The organism is Streptomyces sp. NPDC002788 (genome assembly GCF_053592115.1).
Map to the genome: position 1 here is coordinate 22262 of NZ_JBSFVB010000014.1, position 21804 is coordinate 44065.

Below are 21804 nucleotides of genomic sequence, written 5' to 3' on the forward strand. Positions count from 1 at the left end.
CGGACGATGTGTCAGCCCTCTCGGGACATGCCGGCCCCTCGCTCACGGACCCCTCTTACGCTGGTCAGCGCCGCTTGGCACTCCCGGGCTGGGCCCGTGCTCGGCAGGGACCCCATGGAAACACTGTGAGCGACAACCACTCCGCCGGCCGTGGGCCTACCCGTGCGCTCACCGTGGCCGATGTCCTGGCCCTTCCGGTCCTGGCCGCGGGAAAACCCAGGTCGTGACCGGCGTGCCCCACCTGGACCGGCCGGTCAGAAGGTCGGCTCGGGCGCCTCCGGGCGCAACGGCAGCATGTGCACCCAGGGCATCACCATCAGCCCCGCCGAAGCCCGCAGGCGCTACGGTCAGGAGCGCGCCCGCGAGCTGTACGACACCTTCCGCGAGGCGGTCGACGTCGTCGAGGAGATCACGCGGACAGAGAAGATCGACTGCGATTTCCACCGCGCCGGACGCCTCGCCGTCGCCGCCAAGCCGCGGCGCTTCGAGGCGATGCGGGCCAAACAGCGCGACCTGGCCGAGAACTTCGGGCACGAGACACAGCTCCTCACCCGCGGCGAGCTGAAGTCGGAGCTCGGCTCGGACTTCTACCACGGCGCCCTGCTCGGCCCGGACAGCGCCGCCCTCCACGTCGGCAAGTTCATCGGCGGTCTGGCAGAAGCCGCCGAGCGCGCCGGCGCCGAGATCCACGAGCGCAACGCGGCGACCAGCCTCACCCGCCTGCCGGGCGGCGGCTTCGTGGTCGAGACCCTCAACGGCACCATCCGTGCCGAGCAGGTCATGGCGGCCACCGACGCCTACACCGACAAGTCGTTGCCCTGGTTCCGCAAGCGGCTGAACAACGTCGGCAGCTTCATCATCGTCACCGAACCGCTCGGCGAGGCGCGCGCCAAGGCGCTGATCCCGAACGCCCGCCTGGTGGTCGACTCCAAGAACATCGGCCACTACATCCGCCTCACCCCCGACCACCGTCTCGCCTTCGGCGGCCGGGCAGCATTCACCCCCTCCAACCCGGCCTCCGACGTCAAGAGCGGAGAGATCCTGAAACGGGACATGACCGCGAGCTTCCCGCAGCTGGCGGGGGTGCGGATCGACTACCTGTGGGGCGGCCGGTTCGGCTTCTGCTGGGACCGCCTCCCGCACGCGGGCGAGGCCAACGGCCTGTACTGCTCCATGGGTTACTGCGGCCACGGTGTCCAGATGGCCACCTACACGGGCCGGGCGGTCGCCGAGACGACGGACGGCAAGCCGGAGGCCAACCCCCTACGCGGCCTGGGCTTCCCCAAGGTCCCGGTCCCCTTCTATGATCACGACGTCACACAGACCCTAGCCTAGGGCCTTGTCGCATCCCGAGGTCACGGAAATCTCCCAGACCCGCTGGACGCAGACCGTCGTGCCGGGACCGCCGGGATCCGGTTCGAAGCGGTTGGCTCTGCAACGACCATCCGGCTGCGCGAAGTACGCCTGGTGCGATGACGTGACCGCCGTCATCTTGAGCGCGCGAGCGCACGGTGTGGGCGGCGGCGGAGGCCCCGAGCCCGCCGCCGGGTGGAAGGCGTTGCAGGGCACCGTGGCGGTCCGCCTCCGCCAGTCAGTTCCGCGCTGCCGTTCCGAAATGGAGGTGTTCGCCGGAGCGAAGGTGTTCCCTCAGCCACTGCTCGGTGTTGCTCACGTGGAGCAGCGCGGCGGCCTGACTGAGGGCGGCGTCACGGGTGGACAGCGCGTTGAAGATCGCCTCGTGCTCGGCGAGGGTGCGGCCCGCGGCCTTGTCGTCTACCAGACCGCGCCAGATGCGGGCGCGCAGGGTCCGGCCGGAGATCCCTTCCAAGAGGGTGAGGAGAGTCTCGTTGCCCGTGGCCGAGACGACGGCGCGGTGGAAGGCGGCGTCGTGGGCGTTGAGCTGTTCGACGTCGTCGTGGGCCTCGCGCATGGCGTCCAGGTGCCGCTTCACTTCGGCCAGTTGGGCATCGGAGATCCGGGTCGCGGCAAGGGCCGTGGCGATCGGTTCGAGGAGCCGCCGTACCTCCATGAGGTCCCGCAGGGCGACCGAGTCGCCCTGCAGCAGTTCCACCGCGCCGCCGAGCCCCTCCAGCAGCAGGCTCGGCTGGAGGCTGGTCACATACGTACCGTCGCCCCGCCGGACCTCCAGGACCCGTGCGACGGCCAGCGCCTTGACCGCTTCGCGGGCGAGGTTGCGGGACAGGCCCAGCTCAGCGGCCAGGTCCGGCTCCGGTGGGAGCTTCGAGCCCGGCGGCAGGGCACCGGTCCGGATCAGCTCACGAATCCGCTCGATGGCCTTGTCCGTCAGAGACACCGCTCGTCCCTCCCCCACCCTGCCCCGTGAGTACGTCCGACCTGATCAGCCCCTGTGTGCGGAGATCGTCCCAGAGGCCGTCCGGGACCTGCCGATCATGGAGTTCCACGTTTCGTCCGACCCGTTCCGGGGTCCGCATGCCGCGGGTGACGTCGATGATACTGGGATGCGTGCGCGGAAAGGCGATCGCGGCGGCGGGCACAGCGGTCCCGTGCCTCGCCCGGACCTCGGCGATCGACCGAGCGCGGGCGAGCATCGCCGACTGGTTCATTTCGACGCCGATCGCACCCGGTCACGCAACACGATGGCCCCCTTCCGCGTCAGGGATGTGTCCATGTCGAGCTCGATCAACAGCCGCCGGTTCGTGGCCTCCACGACCGGCGTGGCCGCGGCGGCCGTTGCCGGAGATGTGAAATCGGCGTGTGGTCGTACGGCGGACGCCGCGTCGCCTGGCGCGTTCCGAGCCCGTGGCCAGCAGGACGCCGGGGGCCCATCGGCAGGCACCCAAATGTGTTACTCCGGAGCCGGCCCCTCTGCGACCGGCTCCGGCGAGGCGTGGGCGCTGAAAGCTGGCCGCGTCGACCTGGACTCTTGCCGTGCTCGCCCCCGGGGCGCAAGGATCGAAGCGCTTCGACACAGCTATCCGTTTCGACGGACCGATATAGCCCAGTCAGAATCTAAGTCTGTCGTTGTAGAGGCCCTTGTTCAGCACAAAAATGGTCAGTTAGCTTTGGGCCTGGGAGTGAAGCGCTTCGACATTCCCAGCAGGAAGGCCGCCACCATGACTCATGGGCTCTGCGCACGAACCACTGACCGTTCACCTCGTCCGTCGTCCTGCTCCGCGTCACCCCCACGACCCCCGGCGCTCCCTGAACCACCCCACGCCCGCATCACGCATCGACGAGAGGACCTATCGGGTGCCCCCTCTGCGCCAGCCGGACGGACGCTTCACCAACCCCGTGCTCTCCGGCTTCCACCCCGACCCCAGCGTCTGCCGCGTCGGCGGCGACTACTACCTGGCCTGCTCCAGCTTCGAGTACTTCCCCGGGGTTCCCCTCTTCCACAGCCGTGACCTGGTGCACTGGACGCAGATCGGCAACGTCCTGGACCGGCCTGAGCAACTGCGTCTGCCCGCCTCCATGCCGTCCTCCGGCGGGATCTACGCCCCCACCCTGCGCCACCACGACGGCCGCTTCTGGCTGATCGTCACCAACTGCAGCGAGGGCGGCGGCAACCTGATCGTCACGGCCACCGATCCCGCCGGACCGTGGTCGGACCCCATCTGGGCGCCGGGTGTCCCCGGCATCGATCCCGACCTGGTCTGGGACGAGGACGGCACCTGCTGGTGCACGGTCGCCGGGGTCTCGCAAGTCCGTCTCGACCCGTCCACCGGGCAGACGTCTGGGACACCGCACAGGCTCTGGTCCGGCGGGCCCGGCGCCAAGGCCCCGGAGGCGCCGCACCTGTACCGGATCGGCGACTACTGGTACCTGCTCATCGCCGAGGGCGGCACCGAGCGCGGCCACGGCGTCTCGATCGCCCGCGGCCGTACGCCCGCCGGCCCGTTCCAACCGTGCCCGGCCAACCCGATCCTCACCCATCGCGGCACCGACCACCCCGTCCAGAACACCGGGCACGCCGACCTGGTCCAAGGCCCGGACGGCTCCTGGTGGATGGTGCTGCTCGGCGTCCGTCCGGGCGGCGGCACGCCGGGCTGGCACGTGCTCGGCCGCGAGACGTTCCTGGCACCCGTGACCTGGGTGGACGACTGGCCGGTCGTCGGCGAGGTCGCCCTGGACCTGCCCGAGCTCCCGTGGCCGCTCTTCCCCAGCCCCGTCGAGGAGCTCCGGGACGACTTCGAGGACGCCGAACTGCGACCGTCCTGGATCTCCCTGCGCGACCGGCCCGCCGAACACTGCACCACCAAGGAGCGCCCCGGATGGCTGACGCTCCGCGCGCGGGGCGGCTCCCTGGACGAGCCCGACGTGGTGTTCACCGGCCGGCGCCAACAGCATCTGTCGTGCCGGGCGCGCACTCTGGTCGATGCCGCGGAGGGAAGCGGCGGCCTCGCCGTGCGGCTCGACGAGCGGCACCACTACGCGATCGAGGTGTCCGGCACGCGGGTGCGGGTGGTCGCGCGCGTCGGCTCCCTGCGCACGGTCGTGGCCGAACAGCCCGTGCCCGCCGGGCCGGTGGTCCTCGCCGTCACGATCACGGAACCGCCGTCTCCGCACGGACCGTGCACCGGACCCGACGTCGTCTCCCTCGGCTTCGAGCAGCCCGACGGCATGTTCACCGAGCTCGCGACCCTCGACGGCCGCTACCTGTCGACCGAGGTCGCCGGCGGCTTCACGGGCCGGGTCATCGGCATGTACGCCGCGGCAGGCACCGTCCACTTCGACTGGTTCGACTACGAGCCCCTCGACGGCTGAACCAGGCCCTCCCTCCGCTGACAGGGACACAGGACGCTCCGCCGTGTGGCGACGCGGGAAAGGCACGATCATCCTCACCACCGCGTTCCTGAAGGCACTGCGTGACGGCGAACCGGCGACGCTCACCCTCCCCTGTCCACAGCGGCGCCGAACTGAAGTACAAGGTCACGAAGTCCGGTGACTCAGTCACCGGTACCGCTGTGAAGGAATCCTGACCGACCGGCCCGCGCCCTGGTTGCCCGCCTCCCCGGCAACCAGGGCGTGGGCGTCTCTGCGCGGCGCCTCCGCCAGGGCCGGCTCGGTGGTGGCTGTGCGATTTAGGCCAGCGGCCGATGAACAGTGGTCAAGCCACCTGGAGACCTGGCCGGCACACCGGCCGGCTCGACTGCTGAGCCGCGCCATGACACGGGATCTGAGCCGCCCCCGACGTCGAGGTCGCCTCGCTGACCACCACGCACTGAGGGCGAGGTCGACCGCGCCTGAGGAAGGGCGGGGACCGGCCTCGGCCCCGTCGTCGAGTCAGCCGCCGCCGAGGGCCAGGTCGTTGGTGTTGAAGTCGAGCCGCCGGACGACGAGGTGATCTCAGAGCCGAACCGGACGTCGCCGATGGTCTCGTTGCCGGGCATCCAGCCCTTGGTTACGCGATCCGGTTGAGGATCGGCTTGACGTCCAAGGTGCCGGAGTTGGAGGCGGACGTCCGAAGGAAAGAGAACACCTGGTTCGACCCATCGGTGCCCCTCGTAGACGTTCCAGTTGTGGCCGCCGAGCGTGACGTTGTCCCGTCAGGTGCCGATCGGCCACGGGCATCGCTCACGCTCGGCAGGCCCACCTGTCACTTCGGTGCACTACCCGTGACGGCACAGTGGGTGCCGTTGAGGGTGTAGGAGCTGGGCGGGGCGGTGTTGCCCGTGTGGCCGGCCTGGAAGCCGATGTCCACGGACGCGCCGGGTGCGATGGTGGCGTTGTGGGAGACGTTCCTTGCCGTCACCCGGCCGGAGGCGGGCGAGTACTCCGCGTTCCAGTGGGAGGTGATGGTCTGCCCGCCGGGCAGGGTGAACGCCAAGGACCAGCCGTCGATCGCGGTGGTGCCGGTGTTGGTGAGGGAGATGTTCGAGGTCAGGCCGCTGTTCCAGGCGCTGACGGTGTGGGGGTGACCCGGCAGCCGGCGGTCCCCGGCGGCGGGTTGGAGGTCTGGAACTGCGTGAAGAACTTCCACACCTCTCCCGGCACCCAGGTGCGGGAGCCGCTGTCACCTGCGGCCCCGTCCTGCGGAGCGGGGATGTGTCCTTCGTCGAACGCGGCCCAGGCGACCGGATACCCGGCCGAGCACCCCGAGTAGGTGGTGACGCGGTGCGTCAGGCTGCCCGGCGCCGGCTCGGGCGGGTTCTGCGGGGTGCAGCCGTTGTTCCTGACGAACCGGTCCCGCATCGCCCGTCCGGCGGAGATGCCGAGCACGCTGTCCCTGAGGCCGTGCACCCCCAGGTAGGCGATGGGCTGGGTGCCGCCGCTGCATCCGCTGAGCTGTCCGCCGCCCAGGACCGCGACGGCGCGGAAGACCGTCGCCCGGGAGCACGCGAGCGAGTAGGACATGGCGCCGCCGTAGCTGAATCCCAGGGCGAAGCGCTGTGCCGTGTCGACGCACAGGTCCGCCTCGATCCGCCTGATCATGTCGTCGACGAAGGTGATGTCCTCCCCGCCGGCGTTGGCCCAACCGTTGTTGAGGCCCTGGGGTGCGACGAAGACGGCGCTGTTGCCGGCCAGTCGCTGGAGCCCGTAGTAGGACCAGGTTCCCGTTTCCACGGTGCGGCCCGTGGCGACATCGATGGAGGTGCCGCCCAGCCAGTGGAACCCGAAGACCAGCCGGTGGCCACGGTTGCGGTCGTAGCCGTCCGGGATGCGCAGGATGAAGCTCCGGTTCTTTCCGCCGCTTTGGATCGTGTGCGTACCGCTCGTCAGAGCGGGGGCCTTGCCGCATCCAGGGGTCACGGCAGCGGTGCCGAAGGTTGCGGCAGCCGTGGCGGAGGCCCTGAGCGGCGTGTTCGCGCGGTGGTCACCGCCCAGCGCCGTGCCGCTCAGGGTCAGGACGAGCAGCACCGCGAACACGGAGGGCCATAAGTGGAATTTCGAGCTCTTCGTCATGCAACTCCCCTTCTTCTGTTGGAGCGTCGCCTTGGCCGACCGGAGCGGGGTGTCACGCGCGGGTCCACCTCTGGTTGGCCTGGCCGTTACAGGTCCACAGGACCAGCGGCGTTCCGTTGGCGGTGCCGGCCCGGTCGACGTCGAGGCACAGCCCGGCGTGGGCGTTGCGGATCGATCCGTCGGAGCCGACGGTCCACTTCTGGTTGTTCAGGCCCTTGCTGTGGATGTAGTCCCCGAGCGCCTTCGTCCCGCTCGGGAACTTGGCCGGATCGGCCCGCAGGTTGCCTGCCGCGTCGCGCTGCGGGTCGAACCAGCAGTCGTCGACCACCACGTACCGGTAGCCGGCGTCCCGCATGCCCGAGGACACCATCGCGTCGGCGGCCTGGCGTACCTGGGCCTCGGTGATCCCGCATCCGAAGCTGTTCCAGCTGTTCCACCCCGACGGCGGGGTGAGCGCCGGGCTGCCGGGCGCGGCCGAGGCGGCGGAGTGAGCGGAGGCCGTCACGGCCGCGGTGACCGTCAGCGCGGCGGCCGCGAGGAGGTGGAGCAGTCGTCTGCCTGATCGCCTGGGCACCGTGGGCTCCTCTCGGCAGGCCGACAAGACAGCGGATGACTGATGCACCACCGGGCAGTCATGCCATGGACATGCCGGGCATGTCTCGTTGGAAATTTCGATCTACTTTCGGATCGCCGACCTCTCGGACATTAGGGAGCCTCCCACACCTGTCAACTCCGCCAGCCGTTCAAAATTTCCATCACACCGCCCGTGCGGGCACACAAGAGAGCGAAACATTTCGGTGCTCCTCACGAATCATGCGAGACGTATTGACGGGAGCTCTCAACCACCTACCATCCAGAATGCTCACCAGTCGATTACGGTTCGCAATCTCGAACACCTGTGGGATCCCCCCTCCGGAGTGCACCACCCACAGAGGGAACGACACATGTATATGTCATGCGCGCGTCAATCCGTGAGCCGCCGCCGGGCGCTGGCCGCCGGCACCGGCCTGGTCACCGCTCAACCACGCCACACAGGCGCTCGGCGGCCCGGTCCGCGTCACGCCGTTCGAACTGCCCACGCCCTGAACGACGGCATGGATCGCACCACCCAACCCCCCAACCCGAGGAGAACCATGAACCCGCTGAAACGGCTCGGCCGTCGCCGAGCCTCCGTCTTAGGCCTGCTGGCCACGGCCGCTCTGGTGATGCCCGGGACGACCGCGACCGGCGCACCCGACGGCGTCCAGGCCAGCACGCTGGGCGCCCAAGCGGCCCAGTCCGGACGGTACTTCGGAACCGCCGTGGCCGCCGGACGGCTCGGCGACGGGACTTACACACGCATCTTGGACCGCGAGTTCAACTCGGTCACAGCCGAGAACGAGATGAAGTGGGACGCGACCGAGCGGTCCCGCGGACAGTTCACCTTCGGCGCCGCCGACCAGATCGTCAACCGCGCGGCGGCCCGAGGGCAGCGTGTGCGGGGCCACACGCTGGTGTGGCACTCCCAACTCCCCGGCTGGGTCAGCTCCATCAGGGACGCGAACACGCTGCGCAGCGTGATGAACAACCACATCACCACCGTGGCGAACCGCTACAAGGGCCGGATCCACTCCTGGGACGTGGTCAACGAGGCCTTCGCCGACGGCGGCAGCGGCCAGCTGCGCAGCTCGGTCTTCCGGGACGTGCTGGGCAACGGCTTCATCGAGCAGGCGTTCCGCACGGCGCGGTCGGCCGACCCGGCGGCCAAGCTCTGCTACAACGACTACAACATCGAGGACTGGAACGCCGCGAAGACCCAGGGTGTCTACCGCATGGTGCGCGACTTCAAGGCGCGCGGCGTGCCCATCGACTGCGTCGGCCTCCAGGCCCACTTCGGCGCCGGCGGCCCGCCCGCCAGCTTCCAGACGACGCTGTCGAGCTTCGCCGCCCTCGGTGTGGACGTCCAGATCACCGAACTCGACATCGCGCAGGCGCCGCCGTCTGCGTACGCCAACACGGTGCGGGCCTGTATGAACGTGGCGCGCTGCACCGGCATCACCGTGTGGGGCATTCGCGACAGCGACTCCTGGCGCAGTGGGGAGAACCCCCTGCTGTTCGACCGCAACGGCAACAAGAAGCCGGCCTACGCGTCAGCGCTCACCGCAATGGGCGGTACCCCCGCAGCGCGGAAGGCCGACACGCGTTCGGCCCGGTCCGCCGCCGCGCTGCCGTCCCGGTTCTCCTGGAACTCCAGCGGCCCGCTGATCTCACCGAAGTCGGACGCCACCCACAACATCGCCGGGATCAAGGATCCGACGGTCGTCCGGTACAACGGCAAGTACCACGTGTTCGCCAGTACCGCGAGCTCCTCCGGATACAACCTGGTGTACCTGAACTTCAGTGACTGGTCGCAGGCCGGCTCGGCCACACACCACTATCTGGACCGCAGCGCCATCGGGAAGGGGTACCGGGCCGCGCCGCAGGTCTTCTACTACGCGCCGCAACGCCTGTGGTACCTCGTGTACCAGACGGGCAACGCGTCCTACTCCACCAATCCCGACATCAGCAATCCGAACGGGTGGAGCGCACCGCGCAACTTCTACTCGTCGATGCCGGACATCATCAGGCAGAACATCGGCAACGGCCACTGGGTCGACATGTGGGTGATCTGCGACAGTGCCAACTGCTATCTGTTCTCCTCCGACGACAACGGGCACCTGTACCGCTCCCGGACGACTGTTGGCCAGTTCCCGAACGGCTTCACCAACACCGTCATCGCGGCCCAGGACTCCAAGTACGCCCTGTTCGAGGCGAGCAACGTGTACAAGGTGCAGGGCTCCAACCAGTACCTGCTCCTGGTCGAGGCCATCGGATCGGACGGCCGGCGCTACTTCCGCTCCTGGACGACGAGCAACCTCGCCGGCTCCTGGACGCAACTGGCCGCATCCGAGAGCAATCCCTTCGCCAGGTCGAACAACGTCACCTTCCCCTCGGGAGCCTGGACCAGGGACATCAGCCACGGTGAGATGATCCGTGCCGGTTACGACCAGACTCTGACCATCCCGGCCTGCCGGCTCCAGTACCTCTACCAAGGCATGAACCCCAGCTCGGGCGGCGACTACAACCTCCTCCCCTGGCGGCTGGGCCTGCTCACCCAGACCAACTCCACCTGCTGACAGCGTGGGCCCCGCCGCTCGTTCGGGGCCCACGCCCACATGCCCCTGCCGGTCAGAGGGGCGTGAACAACCGCGGCCGGCTGCTGCCGGGCGTCAGTACATGCCCTCGCCTGAGGGCGTGACGGAGGAGCGGCAGTCAGCCGTGACGGTCCCTCACCGTCATGGTCGTCAGTTCAGGCCCGTCAGGCGCTTGAGCGGGTGACCAGGCGCGTGGGCAGGATCAACGGGGTGGGGTCGTGTCCGTTGATGAGCGTGACGAGCATGCGCGCCATCTCCCGTCCGAGAGCCGTTATGGGCTGATGGACGGTGGTGAGTGGCGGATCCGCGACCTGGACGACGGTCAGGTCGCCGAAGCCCACCACGGCGACGTCGGCGAGGACCGTCCGGCCGGCCGCGCGCAACGTGCGCAGCACCCCCGCCGCCATGTTGTCGTTGGCAGCGAACACCCCGTTCAAGTCGGGACCGCTTCCAGAGGGAGCGCTCCCAAGATCAGGTCGTAACACCGCTCTCGCTCAGGTGGCACGCTCGGGACCAGAGCGTGCGACGTACCCCTGCCAGGAAATCGAGGTTCAATCATGCGCCGCAGACTCCACGCCTTGGCCACAGCGCTCCTCGCTCTGCCGCTGGCGCTCGCCGCCGCACCGTCCGCCCACGCCGCTGACCCGACCACCATGACCAGTGGGTTCTACGTGGACCCCGACTCCAGCGCGAAAAGGTGGGCCACCGCCAACCCCGGCGACGGCCGAGCCGCCGCCATCAACGCCTCCATCGCCGGCACCCCGATGGCCCGATGGTTCGGCTCCTGGAGCGGCACCATCGGCACCGCCACGGGTGGGTACGTGGGAGCGGCGGACCGCATGGACAAGCTCCCCCTCCTCGTCGCCTACAACATCTACAACCGCGACTACTGCGGCGGGCACTCCGCTGGAGGCGCCGCCTCGCCGTCCGCCTACGCCCACTGGATCGCCCAGTTCGCCGGCGGGATCGCCAACCGTCCTGCCGTCGTCATCCTCGAACCGGACTCCCTCGGGGACTACGGCTGCATGACCCAGGCGCAGATCGACGAACGCGAGGGCATGCTCACCGGCGCCCTCGCCCAGTTCAGCCGTCAGGCCCCCAACACCTGGGTCTACCTGGACGCCGGCAATCCGCGCTGGGCCGACGCGGCGACCATGGCCCGGCGCCTCCACGAAGCCGGCCTCCGACAGGCCCACGGCTTCTCGCTCAACATCTCCAACTACATCACCACCGCCGAGAACACCGCCTACGGCAACGCCCTCAACCGTGAACTGAGCTCCCGCTACGGCTACACCAAGCCGTTCGTCGTGGACACCAGCCGCAATGGCAACGGCTCCAACGGCCAGTGGTGCAACCCCTCAGGCCGCCGCATCGGCACCCCCACCCAGCTGGGCGGAGGCGCCGAGATGCTCTTGTGGATCAAGGTTCCGGGCGAGTCCGACGGCAACTGCGGCGTCGGAGGCGGCTCCTCTGCCGGGCAGTTCCTCCCCGAGGTCGCCTACAAGATGATCTACGGCTACTGATCCGGGACTCCCGTGGCCTGGTACGCCCTGCCCCACGACCGGGCCACGGCACCGCCCGCCACACCCCGGCCGAGTCCGCCGCCCGCCTCTTGCGCACAGGCGGTCGGCAGTCGGCCGGACCGTGGGCATTCCCGCGTCCAGCACCGAGCAGGAGCAGTCATGCGTCACGTATGCATACGGCACCCTGCTACGACCCTCGCGGCCACCGTCACCGCGGCCCTCACCGCGATGCCGGCTCAGGCCGCGCTCGCGCACGACGGCACCATCCCGGCCATGGAGCTGTACGTCGCCCCGCGCAGCGAGGCCGCGAAGCGGGCTCACATGGACTTCGGGAACATCATGAACATGGCCCTGCGCGCCCTGGCCGCAGGCCGAGTGGTTTACCGAAGCACGCCCGACCAGGACCCGAAGGGTACGGCCCCCGGACCCCAACGACGGCCGCATGCTCGACGCGCCCCGGTGCGCCAGACCTGCGTGCCAGGAACGCCCCCAGCGCGATGCGTTAGGCGGCTTCCATCAGGTCACCGTCCCGGCGCTCACCCCACGGCCGCTTCGCCGGCTGGCGGGCTCTCGCAGCCGACCCCGCATCGAACGAACATCGGCGAGGCCGGACACGCCGACACCCCGGGCCGTCATAGGCCGTCGGCCGGGGTGCGGAGCGGCCTCGTCGAGGTCGGACGATCAGTGGCCGGCGACGACGCCGGACAGTTCGTTCGTGCTCTTCGGCAGGGTCACGGACGTGATCTTCTTGCCCGATTCGATGTCGATGGCGTGCAGTTGGCGCTTGCCCGGTTCGGAGACGTACGCGGTGTGGTCGCGGACGAAGAGGGTGGGCCGGGGCTGCTGCCAGTCCAGCGGCTCCTGCCACTTGTCCACGACGGGGATCTTCTTGTCCACCTTGCCCGTTTCCGGGTCGATGACGTGGAGGGTGCCGTTGGTGCCCAGGAGGAGTGCTTCGCCGTTGGGTCCGCGGCCGAGTGAGCGGAAGGAGTAGCTGGTGCCCAGGTCGACGAGGCGCAGTTTCCCGGTCTCGGTGTTGATGAGGGAGATGCGGGTCGGCCGCTCCAGTTCGGCCTCCGGGTCGGTCTTGTAGTCGCCCAGGAGGATGGGTGACGCGTCGCTGCCACTCTGGTTGCCGATGCGGCCGTAGTCGTCGGGGGCATCGACCTTGGTGAACTTGCCATCCTTGTAGATCAGGATGCCGTCCTCGCAGCCGATGCCGATGGCCTCGCCCTTGGCCGCGGCCTCGCCGTGGACGCCGGGGCACTTCTCGTTGCGCTTGATCTCCTTGTTGTTCTTGTCCAGGACGAGGGCGCCGGTGCGCTTCTCCTCGGTGCCGAGGGTGCTGAGGAGTTCGCCGTTGCTCAGTTCGATGGCGACGCCGTGGTGCGGCTCGGCGGAGGTGTAGGTGCGGCCTTGCGGCTTCTTGCCGCCGTCGAGGTCGTCGGGGTCGAAGACGTTGACCTCGCCGGTGCCGTCGGTGAACAGGACCGTCTTGTCGGCGTGCCGTACGACGTGTCCGGGCTTGGCGCCCTTGTACTCGATGCCGGTGAAGGTCTGTTCGGTGGCGTTCAGGACGCGGAAACCGGCATCGGTGGAGACGATGACGTGGGAGTCGTCGCCGGCGGGGTTGAGGCGGTTGAAGCCGGGCAGCTCGATCGTGTCGGCCAGCTTCAGGCTCTCGCCGTCCAGGACGTACAGTCCTCCGTCGAACGTGGCGACCAGCGGGTCCTTGACCGCTACGGCCTTGGTGCTCGGTGCGCTCTTGGCCTCCGTGTCGGACGAGGACGTGTCCTCCCCTCCGCAGGCCGTCAGGACCGCGGAGGCCGCCAGGGCAAGGGCCGTGCCCGTGATGGCTCTGGTGCGTATCGGCTTGTTCACCGGTGTGTTCCTTTCTGTGCCGCGCGGGCGCGGGCAGTGAGTGCGGGTGTGCTTGAGCGGCCGGTCGGCCTGTGTCGTCAGGGGTGTTGGTCAGGCGCCGGTCAGGCCGTCGGTCATGGCGGTGGTGTTGGCGCGCATCATCTGCAGGTAGGTGCCGGCGCCCTTGTCCTTCTCGGTCAGCGATTCGGAGTAGAGCTCGACGACGCGCACGTGTCCGCCCATCTCCGTACGCAGCACCTCGGCCAGCCGCTTGGGCTGGGAGGAGTCCGCGAACACGGTCTGTACGCCCGCCTTCCGCATCGCCTGGGTGAGTGAGCGCAGGTCGGAGGAGCTGGGCGAGGCCAGCGTCGTACCGCTCGGGATGACCGCGCCCACCACCCGGAAGTCGAAGCGCTCGGCGAGGTAGCCGAAGACGTGGTGGTTGGTCACCAACGCGCGCCGCTTCTCCGGTATGCGGTCGAAGGACCTCTCCATCCAGGTGGCGAGGCCGGCGAGTTGGTCGTCGTAGCGGTCGGCGTTGTCGCGGACCGTCTTCTCGTCCACGCCGTCCACGTGCTCGACCACCTGGTCGGCGATCAGGCCGGCGGCCTTGCGGACGCGGTCGGGGTCGGTCCAGAAGTGCGGATCGGGCTGCCCGGCGTCCTCCTCGGGTCCGCCGTCGTCGTGGGCCTGGAAAGTGAGCGGGTCCACCGCCTTGCCGGCCTCGAAGGTGGTCACCCCTGCCTCGCGGGCAGCCTCCACGTGCCGCAATACGTTCTCCTCCAGCCCCAACCCGTTGAAGATCACCAGGTCGGCCCGCTCCAACTCAGCGGCCTGCACGGCCGACAGACCGAAGGAATGCGGGTCGGCGCTCGGCTTCATCAGCACCGTCACTTCGGCCTCGTCGCCGACGATCTCCTGGGTGATGTCGCCCAGGATGTTGGTCGTCACGATCACCCGGGGCTGGTCGCCGCCGGTCGTACAGGCGGCGCCGGCACCGGCTGGGGCGAGGATGAGCAGGACCGGCAGGAAGGTTCGAAGCGGGCGCGACCCCCGCGTCTGTCTCGTCATCGTCCGGTCTCCACCATCAGGACCGGCTTGATGTCCAGGTCGAAGGTGCGCGCGATGCGCAGGTTGTCGTTGTAGTCGATCTCGTACACGCGTTTGCCTTGGGGGTCGTTGAGGTAGGCGCGGCTGCGGTCGACCTCGATGACCGGTCCCGCGCTCTGGTCGGTGGCGGCCTCCGGCGCGCCCGTCACCAGCGGCTTTGTCTTCGAAAGCTGCTCGCCGGTGGAGATGTCGTAGCCGTGCAGCGATCCGTCGGACTGGAGCACGATCAAGGGAGAGCCCTCGCCCGCCGTGTTGGCCGCGATGACGGGACCGGTCTTCACCCGTGTCCACGTGCGCTCGGTGACGTCCAGAACCCACACGGCCCGCTCCCCGGCCGAAGCCGTGAGCGTGTCGCTGCCGGGCCGGTACCGGAAGGCCGTAGCGCGATCCTTGTCGGGTACGTCGTCGCCGTAGGGGATTTTCCGGGCTGTGAACGCGCCGTCGATCTCACGGACGAGCAGGGCACCGTCGGCGCAGCCCAGGACGACTCCGCGCCGGGTGACGGCATCGCCCCGCGGGTCCTCGCACGCCGCGTCCGGCGACGCGACGCGCTTGCCCTCGCGGTCGTACACCGCCAGCTGCGCGGCGTCCTGCCCCTTGTCGGTGAGGCTGAGCAGGTGCTCCGCGTACGGCACGACAACGCCCGCCTGTGTGCCGGGAAGCGTGCGGGGCGAGCCGACCTTGCCCATCTCCAGTTCGGCCCGACGGTAGATCCTGGCGCGGCCGTCCTCGTCGGTCACCGTGGTCACGGCGGCGTCGCTGCGGACGCGAGCGCCGGGCCCTCCGGGCAGCCGGCCCACGTCACGTATGGCCGCGCGGTAGTAGTGGACGTGGTCGCCGTGATCCACCATCCAGGCGCCGCCGTCGAGGACGCGCGTGCCGCCTGGGGTGTGGAAGTAGCCGAACCGACCGTCCGTGGTGAGTCCGCTGGTGCCCGTCCTCCGGGACACCTCCTGCGCCTTGCCGGTGATCAGGTCGAGTACCCGGGTGTCTCCGGTGGCCGGGTCGTTGAGCAGCAGCCGCGATTGCTGCTCCGCCTTCTCCTGTGCCCCCTCGACGTACCCGTGCGGAGCGGAGGCCGAGGCGCTGGACTTCGGAGCGGACGCGGCGTCGTTCTGACCGGCGCAGCCCGTGGTGAACAGGGACACGGCCAGGAGCGCGGCAAGCACCCAAAGAGTGACGTTACTTCGGACGAGCAAGGGAATCGCCTCAGGTTGTTTTCAGTCGGTTGCCGCGGCGTGCACGCCGACGAAGCGCGCACGGCGGTGGTCGCGGAGACCGGATGCCAGGTGGGAGAGGAAGAACTGGGCCACCGCGAGGGCCGAGACGGTCGCGCCGGCCGCGGTGCTCAGATGCCAGGACAACAGCAGACCGCAGAAGGTGGCGGTGATGCCGAGCAGCGCCGCGAGGGCCATGACGCCCCGCACGCTGCGCGCCCAGGGCAACGCGGCCGCCGGCGGAGCGATGAGCAGGCCCAGCACCAGCAGCGTCCCCACGATGTGGAAGGAGGCGACGATGGCCAGCGCCAGCAGGCCGAGCAACACGGCGTGAGCGAGGCGGGGGCGCAGGCCGAGCGTTCGAGCCTTACGCGGGTCGAAGGCCAAGGCGAGGAAGGCCCGGTGGCCGAGGACCGAGACGACCAGTGCCAGCAGCAGCGCCACGCCCAGCAACACCAGGTCCTGCTCACGGACGGCGAGGACGTCACCGAAGAGGAACCCGGTCAGGTCGACCGCGAAGGACTGCGAGCGCGACACGATGATGACGCCGAGGGACAGCATCCCCACGAAGAGCAGGCCGATACCGGTGTCCTGGGACAGCCTCGGAGTGCGGCCGAGGGCGGTGACACCGGCGGTCATGACGACCGCGCTCAGCACCGCCCCGACCAGCAGGTTGCCACCGAGCAGCGCGGCGAGCGCGACTCCGGGCAGCAGCCCGTGGGACATGGCGTCACCCAGGAAGGCCATCCCCCTGAGCACTACCCAGGTACCGGCCAGTGCGCAGATCACCGACACCAGCATCCCGCCCCACAAGGCCCGCTGCACAAAGGTCACCTCGAAGGGACCCGTCAACCACTCCATGGGATGGACATTACAATGAAAATCATGTTCAAGAAATCCCTCTCTTTCACCCAAGCCGAGGGCGAAACGTCCCGCGTCCGCTTCACCGAGCTCTCCGCCGGTTACCCGGGCCGACCCGTCCTCCATCAACTGGACGCGGAGATACCAGCGTTGGCCACCACCGCGCTCGTCGGCCCGAACGGAAGCGGGAAGTCGACCCTGCTCGGAGTCCTGGCCGGTGTGATCCAACCCACCTCAGGCGAACTCCACCACCACGGCGACCGGCCACCGGCGTTCGTCCCGCAGCGCGGCGCCGTCGGGGACGCACTGCCGCTGACGGTCAGGCAGACGGTGGAGATGGGGCGCTGGGGCGAACGCGGGCCGTGGCGCAGACTGACCCGACGGGACCGCATGACCGTGGGCATGGCCATGGAGAGGCTCGGTATCAGCGACCTCGCCACCCGCCAACTCGGAGAGCTGTCCGGCGGACAGAGGCAACGCGCCCTGATCGCCCAAGGACTCGCCCAGGAATCGGACCTGCTCCTCCTTGACGAACCGACCACGGGACTCGACCCCGAGGCGAGGCAGCGGATCAGCGCGCTGCTGACCGAGCTGGTCGCTGACGGAGTGACCGTCGTCCACGCCACCCACGACCTCGAAGCCGCACGCTCCGCGGACGCCTGCCTCCTCCTCCATAACGGCCGCCTGGCAGGACAGGGGCGCCCCGAACAACTCCTCACCGCATCAACGCTCGCCCGCATCTGGCAACCGGCGTGAGGCGACCGCCCAGTCCTGTCTCGTGGAGACGGCACTCGTGTACCGCCGCCGCAGGCTTGGCCCGGCTCGGGGGCTCTCGCACGTCGATGGGTCCAGGCTGACGGGAGAGCCGACGCAAACTTCCAGCGCTGTCCCGCAGTCCCGCATGGAGTCGGTCCCGAAGTACGGGGAACCGGTGGTCCCCGGCAGGCACTAACGGGCCGCTTGAAACGTACGCCGGTAAGTCTGGGGTGAAACCCCGATCGCCGCGTGCAGATGCTGGCGCAGGGAGGCGCCCGTGGCGAAGCCCACCGGCCCGCGATCTGGTCGAGCGACAGGTCGCTGGACTCCAACAGGTCCCGGGCCCGGGCGACGCGCTGCCGGATCAGTCAGCGGCCGGGGCTGAGGTCAACCTCATCGTTGAAGCGTCGGACGAAGGTGCGCCGACTCATCCGGGCACGGGCGGCGGGGTCGGCCGACGTCAGCGGTTCATCGAGGCGTTCGAGGGCCCAGGCGCGGGTGGCGGCCGTGCTGGCGGCCCCGCTCTGCGGGACCGGCTGTTCGATGTCCTGCGCCTGACCGCCGTTGCGGAACGGCGGCACCACGCAGCGGCCGGCGACCGTATTGGCGAGTCGGCTGCCGTGATCCTTGCGCACGATATGCAGGCATACATCGACGCCGGAGGCGGCTCCGGCCGAGGTCAGGACGGGGGTCGTCGTCGACGAAGAGCACATCCGGGTCCAGGGCGACGTGCGGGAACATGGGCTTTTGGTCAGCACCAAACCAGCACGGGAGTCAGCACCCCACCTCCAAATCATGCCCGAACGGTGCAACTCGGACAGCGCTCTCGCGGGCTCGATCGGGGCTCTCGTAGGGGCGTCGGCGACGCGGTCATGGTGGTCACACGCACCTCCGTACGCAGAACTATGGTGCCCCACCACATACGCCTCTGACCTGCACGTTCCTACGGTATGGCGACACGAACACGTCCCCGCCAACCGCCAGGAAGTGGTGCCGATGCCCTCCCCCGCAACCGCTCCCCCACCCCCCGCCAGCCTCAAGCGCATCGTCGCCGCCAGCCTCATCGGCACCACCATCGAGTGGTACGACTTCTTCCTCTACGGCTCCGCCGCCGCGCTGGTGTTCAACCGGCTGTTCTTCCCGGACTCCGACCCGCTCGTGGGCACGCTGCTGTCCTTCCTCACGTACGCCGTCGGATTCGCCGCCCGGCCGCTGGGCGCGCTGGTGTTCGGGCACTACGGTGACCGGCTCGGGCGGAAGAAGCTGCTGGTGCTGAGCCTGCTGCTGATGGGCGGGGCGACCTTCGCGATCGGACTGCTGCCGACGCACGCCACCATGGGAACGGCCGCGCCGGTCCTGCTCACCGTGCTCCGCCTGGTACAGGGTTTCGCGCTGGGCGGCGAATGGGGCGGAGCCGTCCTGCTCGTGTCGGAGCACGGCGACGCGCGGCGGCGCGGTTTCTGGGCCTCGTGGCCGCAGACCGGGGCCCCGGCGGGGCAGTTGCTCGCCACCGGCGTGCTGTCGCTGCTGACCGCCGTGCTGTCGGACGCCGCCTTCGGCAGCTGGGGCTGGCGGATCCCGTTCCTGCTCTCCGGTGTGCTGGTGATCGTCGGTTTGTGGATTCGTCTGTCTGTCGATGAATCGCCCGTGTTCAAGCAGGCGTTGGCGCAGGCGGAGGCCCGCAAGGCGGTGCGGAGCGCGGAGGCGGAGAAGCTGCCGCTCGTCGCCGTGCTGCGGTACCACTGGCGTGACGTGCTGGTCGCGATGGGGGCGCGCATGGCGGAGAACATCAGCTACTACGTGATCACCGCGTTCATCCTCGTCTACGCCACCACCTCGGCCGGCGTCTCCAAGCAGACCGCCCTCAACGCGGTGCTGATCGCCTCGGCCGTGCACTTCGCGGTCATCCCGGCGTGGGGAGCGCTCTCGGACCGGATCGGCCGACGGCCGGTGTATCTGGTGGGCGCGGTCGGAGTAGGGCTGTGGATGTTCCCGTTCTTCTCACTGATCGACACCGGCGGTTTCGGCAGCCTGCTCCTCGCCGTCACGGTGGGTCTGGTGCTGCACGGAGCGATGTACGCGCCCCAGGCCGCGTTCTTCTCCGAGATGTTCGCGACGCGGATGCGTTACTCCGGCGCGTCCATCGGCGCCCAGTTCGCCTCGGTCGCGGCGGGGGCGCCCGCGCCCCTGATCGCCACCGCGCTGCTGTCGGAGTACGGCAGCTCCACGCCGATCTCCCTGTACGTCATCGCCGCCGCCGTCCTCACCGTCGTCGCGGTGGCGGCGGCGAAGGAGACCCGCCACCGGGACCTGGCCGATGTCGCCCCTCCCTCCGATGCCTCCGCCGCCCGGACTGCGGCCGAGGCGGAGGACGCCCGGACCGTCTGAGGCGCCCTGAACCGGCCCCCGTACGTCCGTGCGTTCGGGGGTCACTGCCGTTCCGGTTCCGCCAACCGGTGCAGGCGCAGGGCGAGCTGGATCTCCAGGACGCGGGCCGGGCTCTGCCAGTCGTCGCCGAGGAGGCGGCCGACGCGCTCCAGGCGCTGGGCGACGGTGTTCACATGGACGTGCAGGTCGTCCTTGGTGCGGGCGGGGCTCATGCCGCAGGCGAAGTACGCGTCGAGGGTGCGCAGCAGTTCGGTGCCGCGCCGGCGGTCGTACGCGACGACCTGGCCGATGGTGCGGTCGACGAAGCCCGGAATGTCCCGGTCGCCGGCCAGGAGCAGCCCGAGGAAGCCGAAGTCCTCGGCGGCGGCCCCGCCCCCGGAGCGGCCGAGGAGCCTCAGGGCGTCGAGGCAGCGTCGGGCCTCCGCGTAGGCGGTGGCCACGGCGTCGGGGTGGGTGGCGAGGTCCTCGGCGGGCGCGGAGGCGCCGACGGTGACCGGTGCGTGGACCGCCGAGCCCAGCTGGCGGGCGGCGCGGCGGGCAAGACCGGTGGCGGTGTCGCCGGGGTCGAGGGGCAGCAGCAGGACCGTGCCGCCGTCCCGTGCGGCGGCGAGGCCGTGCCGGGTCGCGGCGAGGTGGGAGGCCGCGGCGGCCAGTCGTCTGCGGGCGTCCGCCTCCTGGTCGGCGCCTGCCGCGGCGTCCTCAAGGCGCGCTGCCAGCACCACGTGCGCGGCGTCGAGGTCGGCGTGGAGCCGGGCGGCGCGCTCCCGGAGCAGACGCGGGCCGCGGTCACGGGCGTCCAGCAGGTCGTCCAGTAGTTCGCCGCGCACGCGCTGCTCGGCATCGGCGGCGGATCTGCGGGCCAGGAGCAGCAAGGAGGTGACCATGGCGGCACGCTCCAGGGTTCGCTGGTCGACGGGGTCGAGCCCCGGGTGGCCGCGCAGCACGAGCGCGCCGAGCAGTTCGCCGCCGGCGGCGACGGCGGCGATCCAGTCCTCCTCGTCCCGCACCGCGTGGCCCTCCGCGCGGGACGCCTCCAGGGCCTTGGCCGGCGCCGCGGCGGCCTCGGCGAACTCGACCGTGCCCTCGAGGATCTCGGAGACGGCGGCGGCCACGTCGTCCACTCCGCCGCCGCGCAGCACGAGTTCGGCGAGCCGGTCGTGCACGTCGGAGGCTCGTTCGATGACGCCGCTGCGGTCGCGGATGATCTCGTTGGCCCGCTCCAGGCCGGCGAGGGCGGACCGCGTCTCGGCGAGCAGGTTGGCGGTGTCGATGGCGGCCGCGGCCAGGGCGGCGAAGGAGCCGAGCAGGGCGATCTGTTCCCGCTCGAAGACCCGGGCGCGCCGGTCCGCGGCGAACAGCACGCCGATGACGTGGTGCCCGAGCGTCAGCGGCACGCCGAGGATGGCCACGAGCCCCTCGTCCCGCACGCCCGCGTCGATGGTGAGGGTGTGCTGGAAGCGGTCGTCCTTGAGGTAGTCGTCGGTGACGTAGGGGCGCGCGGTCTGTGCGACCAGCCCGCCGAGGCCTTCGCCCATGCCGAGCCGCAGCTGCTGGAACCGGGCCGCGACCGAGCCCTCGGTGACCCGCATGTAGGTGTCGCCCCGCTCCGGGTCGTTCAGGCTGAGGTAGGCGACGTCCGTGCCCAGCAGCGACCGGGCGCGCTGCACGATCGCCTGGAGTACGGCGTCCAGGTCGCGCAGCCCGGCGAGGTCGTGGGCGGTCTCGAACAGTGCGGACAGCTCGGCCTCGCGCCGGCGTCGTCCCTCCAGCTCCGCGCGCACGCGCAGGGCGAGCGGCTTGGCGTGCCCCAGCGCGGCGATCCACTCCGCGGGGCGGCCCTCCGCGCGCGCGAGCAGCTCGGGCTGCTCGTAGGCGTCGGCGGAGGCGCCCCGGGCCAGGAGTTCGAGGAACGGCGTCTCGGCCCGCTCCCCAGGTGCCTCGGCACGGGCCGGCGGCACTGCGGCGGTGCCGGCGGGGCTCTGGGCCGGCTGCACGTGATCGCTGGACATGCCCACAGGATTCACCATGACC

At 70.0% G+C, this 21804-nt stretch carries 13 protein-coding genes and 4 pseudogenes; 6 read left to right on the plus strand and 11 right to left on the minus strand.

The genetic code is table 11. The features are described from left to right. Positions 1 to 294: 294 nt before the first annotated feature. Positions 295 to 1335: an NAD(P)/FAD-dependent oxidoreductase gene (locus ACWD1U_RS24985; protein ID WP_451110670.1), complete on the plus strand. Its 1041-nt coding sequence runs from the start codon at positions 295 to 297 to the stop codon at positions 1333 to 1335. A 256-nt stretch (positions 1336 to 1591) separates the two neighbouring features. On the opposite strand, the gene ACWD1U_RS24990 is transcribed toward ACWD1U_RS24985, so the two are convergent. After that, the gene (locus ACWD1U_RS24990) at positions 1592 to 2314 is read right to left on the minus strand and encodes a FadR/GntR family transcriptional regulator (RefSeq protein WP_451110672.1); all 723 of its coding nucleotides are present in this window, start codon (positions 2312 to 2314) and stop codon (positions 1592 to 1594) included. 917 nt (positions 2315 to 3231) lie between these two features. Here ACWD1U_RS24990 and ACWD1U_RS24995 point away from each other — a divergent pair. After that, on the plus strand, positions 3232 to 4746 hold the full coding sequence (locus ACWD1U_RS24995) for a glycoside hydrolase family 43 protein (RefSeq protein WP_451110674.1): 1515 nt from the start codon (positions 3232 to 3234) through the stop codon (positions 4744 to 4746). A 519-nt stretch (positions 4747 to 5265) separates the two neighbouring features. Here ACWD1U_RS24995 and ACWD1U_RS25000 read toward each other — a convergent pair. The 3 genes and pseudogenes from ACWD1U_RS25000 to ACWD1U_RS25010 form a co-directional block, all read right to left on the minus strand. Beyond that, positions 5266 to 5522: pseudogene (locus tag ACWD1U_RS25000) on the minus strand (GH12 family glycosyl hydrolase domain-containing protein); the annotation flags it as partial. 56 nt (positions 5523 to 5578) lie between these two features. Continuing rightward, a pseudogene (locus ACWD1U_RS25005) lies at positions 5579 to 6885 on the minus strand (cellulose binding domain-containing protein). A gap of 52 nt (positions 6886 to 6937) precedes the next feature. Next, a complete protein-coding gene (locus ACWD1U_RS25010; protein WP_451110675.1) occupies positions 6938 to 7459 on the minus strand; it encodes an RICIN domain-containing protein in 522 nt (173 codons plus the stop codon). 559 nt (positions 7460 to 8018) lie between these two features. Here ACWD1U_RS25010 and ACWD1U_RS25015 point away from each other — a divergent pair. Beyond that, positions 8019 to 10040: a non-reducing end alpha-L-arabinofuranosidase family hydrolase gene (locus tag ACWD1U_RS25015; protein WP_451110676.1), complete on the plus strand. Its 2022-nt coding sequence runs from the start codon at positions 8019 to 8021 to the stop codon at positions 10038 to 10040. Positions 10041 to 10222: 182 nt separating this feature from the next. Here the strand turns inward: ACWD1U_RS25015 and ACWD1U_RS25020 are convergent. Next, positions 10223 to 10501: pseudogene (locus ACWD1U_RS25020) on the minus strand (substrate-binding domain-containing protein); the annotation flags it as partial. A 114-nt stretch (positions 10502 to 10615) separates the two neighbouring features. On the opposite strand from ACWD1U_RS25020, the gene ACWD1U_RS25025 reads away from it, so the two are divergent. Continuing rightward, entirely contained in the window at positions 10616 to 11581 is a 966-nt protein-coding gene (locus ACWD1U_RS25025) for a glycoside hydrolase family 6 protein (RefSeq protein ID WP_451110678.1), read from the plus strand. Between the two features lie 681 nt (positions 11582 to 12262). Here ACWD1U_RS25025 and aztD read toward each other — a convergent pair. From aztD to aztB, 4 genes are all read right to left on the minus strand, one after another. Then, positions 12263 to 13462, minus strand: coding sequence for a zinc metallochaperone AztD (gene aztD / locus ACWD1U_RS25030; protein WP_451110680.1), 1200 nt, complete (start codon positions 13460 to 13462; stop codon positions 12263 to 12265). 90 nt (positions 13463 to 13552) lie between these two features. Next, positions 13553 to 14512 (minus strand): zinc ABC transporter substrate-binding protein AztC, encoded by a 960-nt coding sequence (gene aztC / locus ACWD1U_RS25035; protein ID WP_451110682.1) that lies wholly within the window; start codon positions 14510 to 14512, stop codon positions 13553 to 13555. Further along, positions 14509 to 15750 (minus strand): hypothetical protein, encoded by a 1242-nt coding sequence (locus ACWD1U_RS25040; protein WP_451110684.1) that lies wholly within the window; start codon positions 15748 to 15750, stop codon positions 14509 to 14511. Before ACWD1U_RS25040 ends, aztC begins: the two co-directional genes overlap by 4 nt. A gap of 21 nt (positions 15751 to 15771) precedes the next feature. Further along, a complete protein-coding gene (aztB, locus tag ACWD1U_RS25045) occupies positions 15772 to 16629 on the minus strand; it encodes a zinc ABC transporter permease AztB (RefSeq protein WP_451110686.1) in 858 nt (285 codons plus the stop codon). Between the two features lie 15 nt (positions 16630 to 16644). Between aztB and aztA the strand changes: the two genes are divergently transcribed. Further along, the gene (gene aztA, locus ACWD1U_RS25050) at positions 16645 to 17385 is read left to right on the plus strand and encodes a zinc ABC transporter ATP-binding protein AztA (protein WP_451110688.1); all 741 of its coding nucleotides are present in this window, start codon (positions 16645 to 16647) and stop codon (positions 17383 to 17385) included. A 192-nt stretch (positions 17386 to 17577) separates the two neighbouring features. On the opposite strand, the pseudogene ACWD1U_RS25055 reads toward aztA, so the two are convergent. Continuing rightward, positions 17578 to 18126, minus strand: a pseudogene (locus tag ACWD1U_RS25055) (helix-turn-helix domain-containing protein); the annotation flags it as partial. Between the two features lie 255 nt (positions 18127 to 18381). Here ACWD1U_RS25055 and ACWD1U_RS25060 point away from each other — a divergent pair. After that, positions 18382 to 19773 carry an MFS transporter gene (locus ACWD1U_RS25060; protein ID WP_451110690.1) on the plus strand — a complete coding sequence of 464 codons (1392 nt, stop codon included), beginning with the start codon at positions 18382 to 18384 and terminating at the stop codon, positions 19771 to 19773. Between the two features lie 41 nt (positions 19774 to 19814). Here the strand turns inward: ACWD1U_RS25060 and ACWD1U_RS25065 are convergent, their stop codons facing one another. Then, positions 19815 to 21782 (minus strand): helix-turn-helix domain-containing protein, encoded by a 1968-nt coding sequence (locus tag ACWD1U_RS25065; RefSeq protein WP_451110691.1) that lies wholly within the window; start codon positions 21780 to 21782, stop codon positions 19815 to 19817. Positions 21783 to 21804 lie beyond the last annotated feature (22 nt).

Coding starts and splice junctions, on each gene's coding strand:
- ACWD1U_RS24985 (WP_451110670.1), top strand. CDS start 295: ATGTGCACCCAGGGCATCACCATCAGCCCCGCCGAAGCCCGCAGGCGC.
- ACWD1U_RS25015 (WP_451110676.1), top strand. CDS start 8,019: ATGAACCCGCTGAAACGGCTCGGCCGTCGCCGAGCCTCCGTCTTAGGC.
- ACWD1U_RS25025 (WP_451110678.1), top strand. CDS start 10,616: ATGCGCCGCAGACTCCACGCCTTGGCCACAGCGCTCCTCGCTCTGCCG.
- aztC (WP_451110682.1), bottom strand. CDS start 14,512: ATGACGAGACAGACGCGGGGGTCGCGCCCGCTTCGAACCTTCCTGCCG.
- aztB (WP_451110686.1), bottom strand. CDS start 16,629: ATGGAGTGGTTGACGGGTCCCTTCGAGGTGACCTTTGTGCAGCGGGCC.
- aztA (WP_451110688.1), top strand. CDS start 16,645: ATGAAAATCATGTTCAAGAAATCCCTCTCTTTCACCCAAGCCGAGGGC.
- ACWD1U_RS25060 (WP_451110690.1), top strand. CDS start 18,382: ATGCCCTCCCCCGCAACCGCTCCCCCACCCCCCGCCAGCCTCAAGCGC.
- ACWD1U_RS25065 (WP_451110691.1), bottom strand. CDS start 21,782: ATGTCCAGCGATCACGTGCAGCCGGCCCAGAGCCCCGCCGGCACCGCC.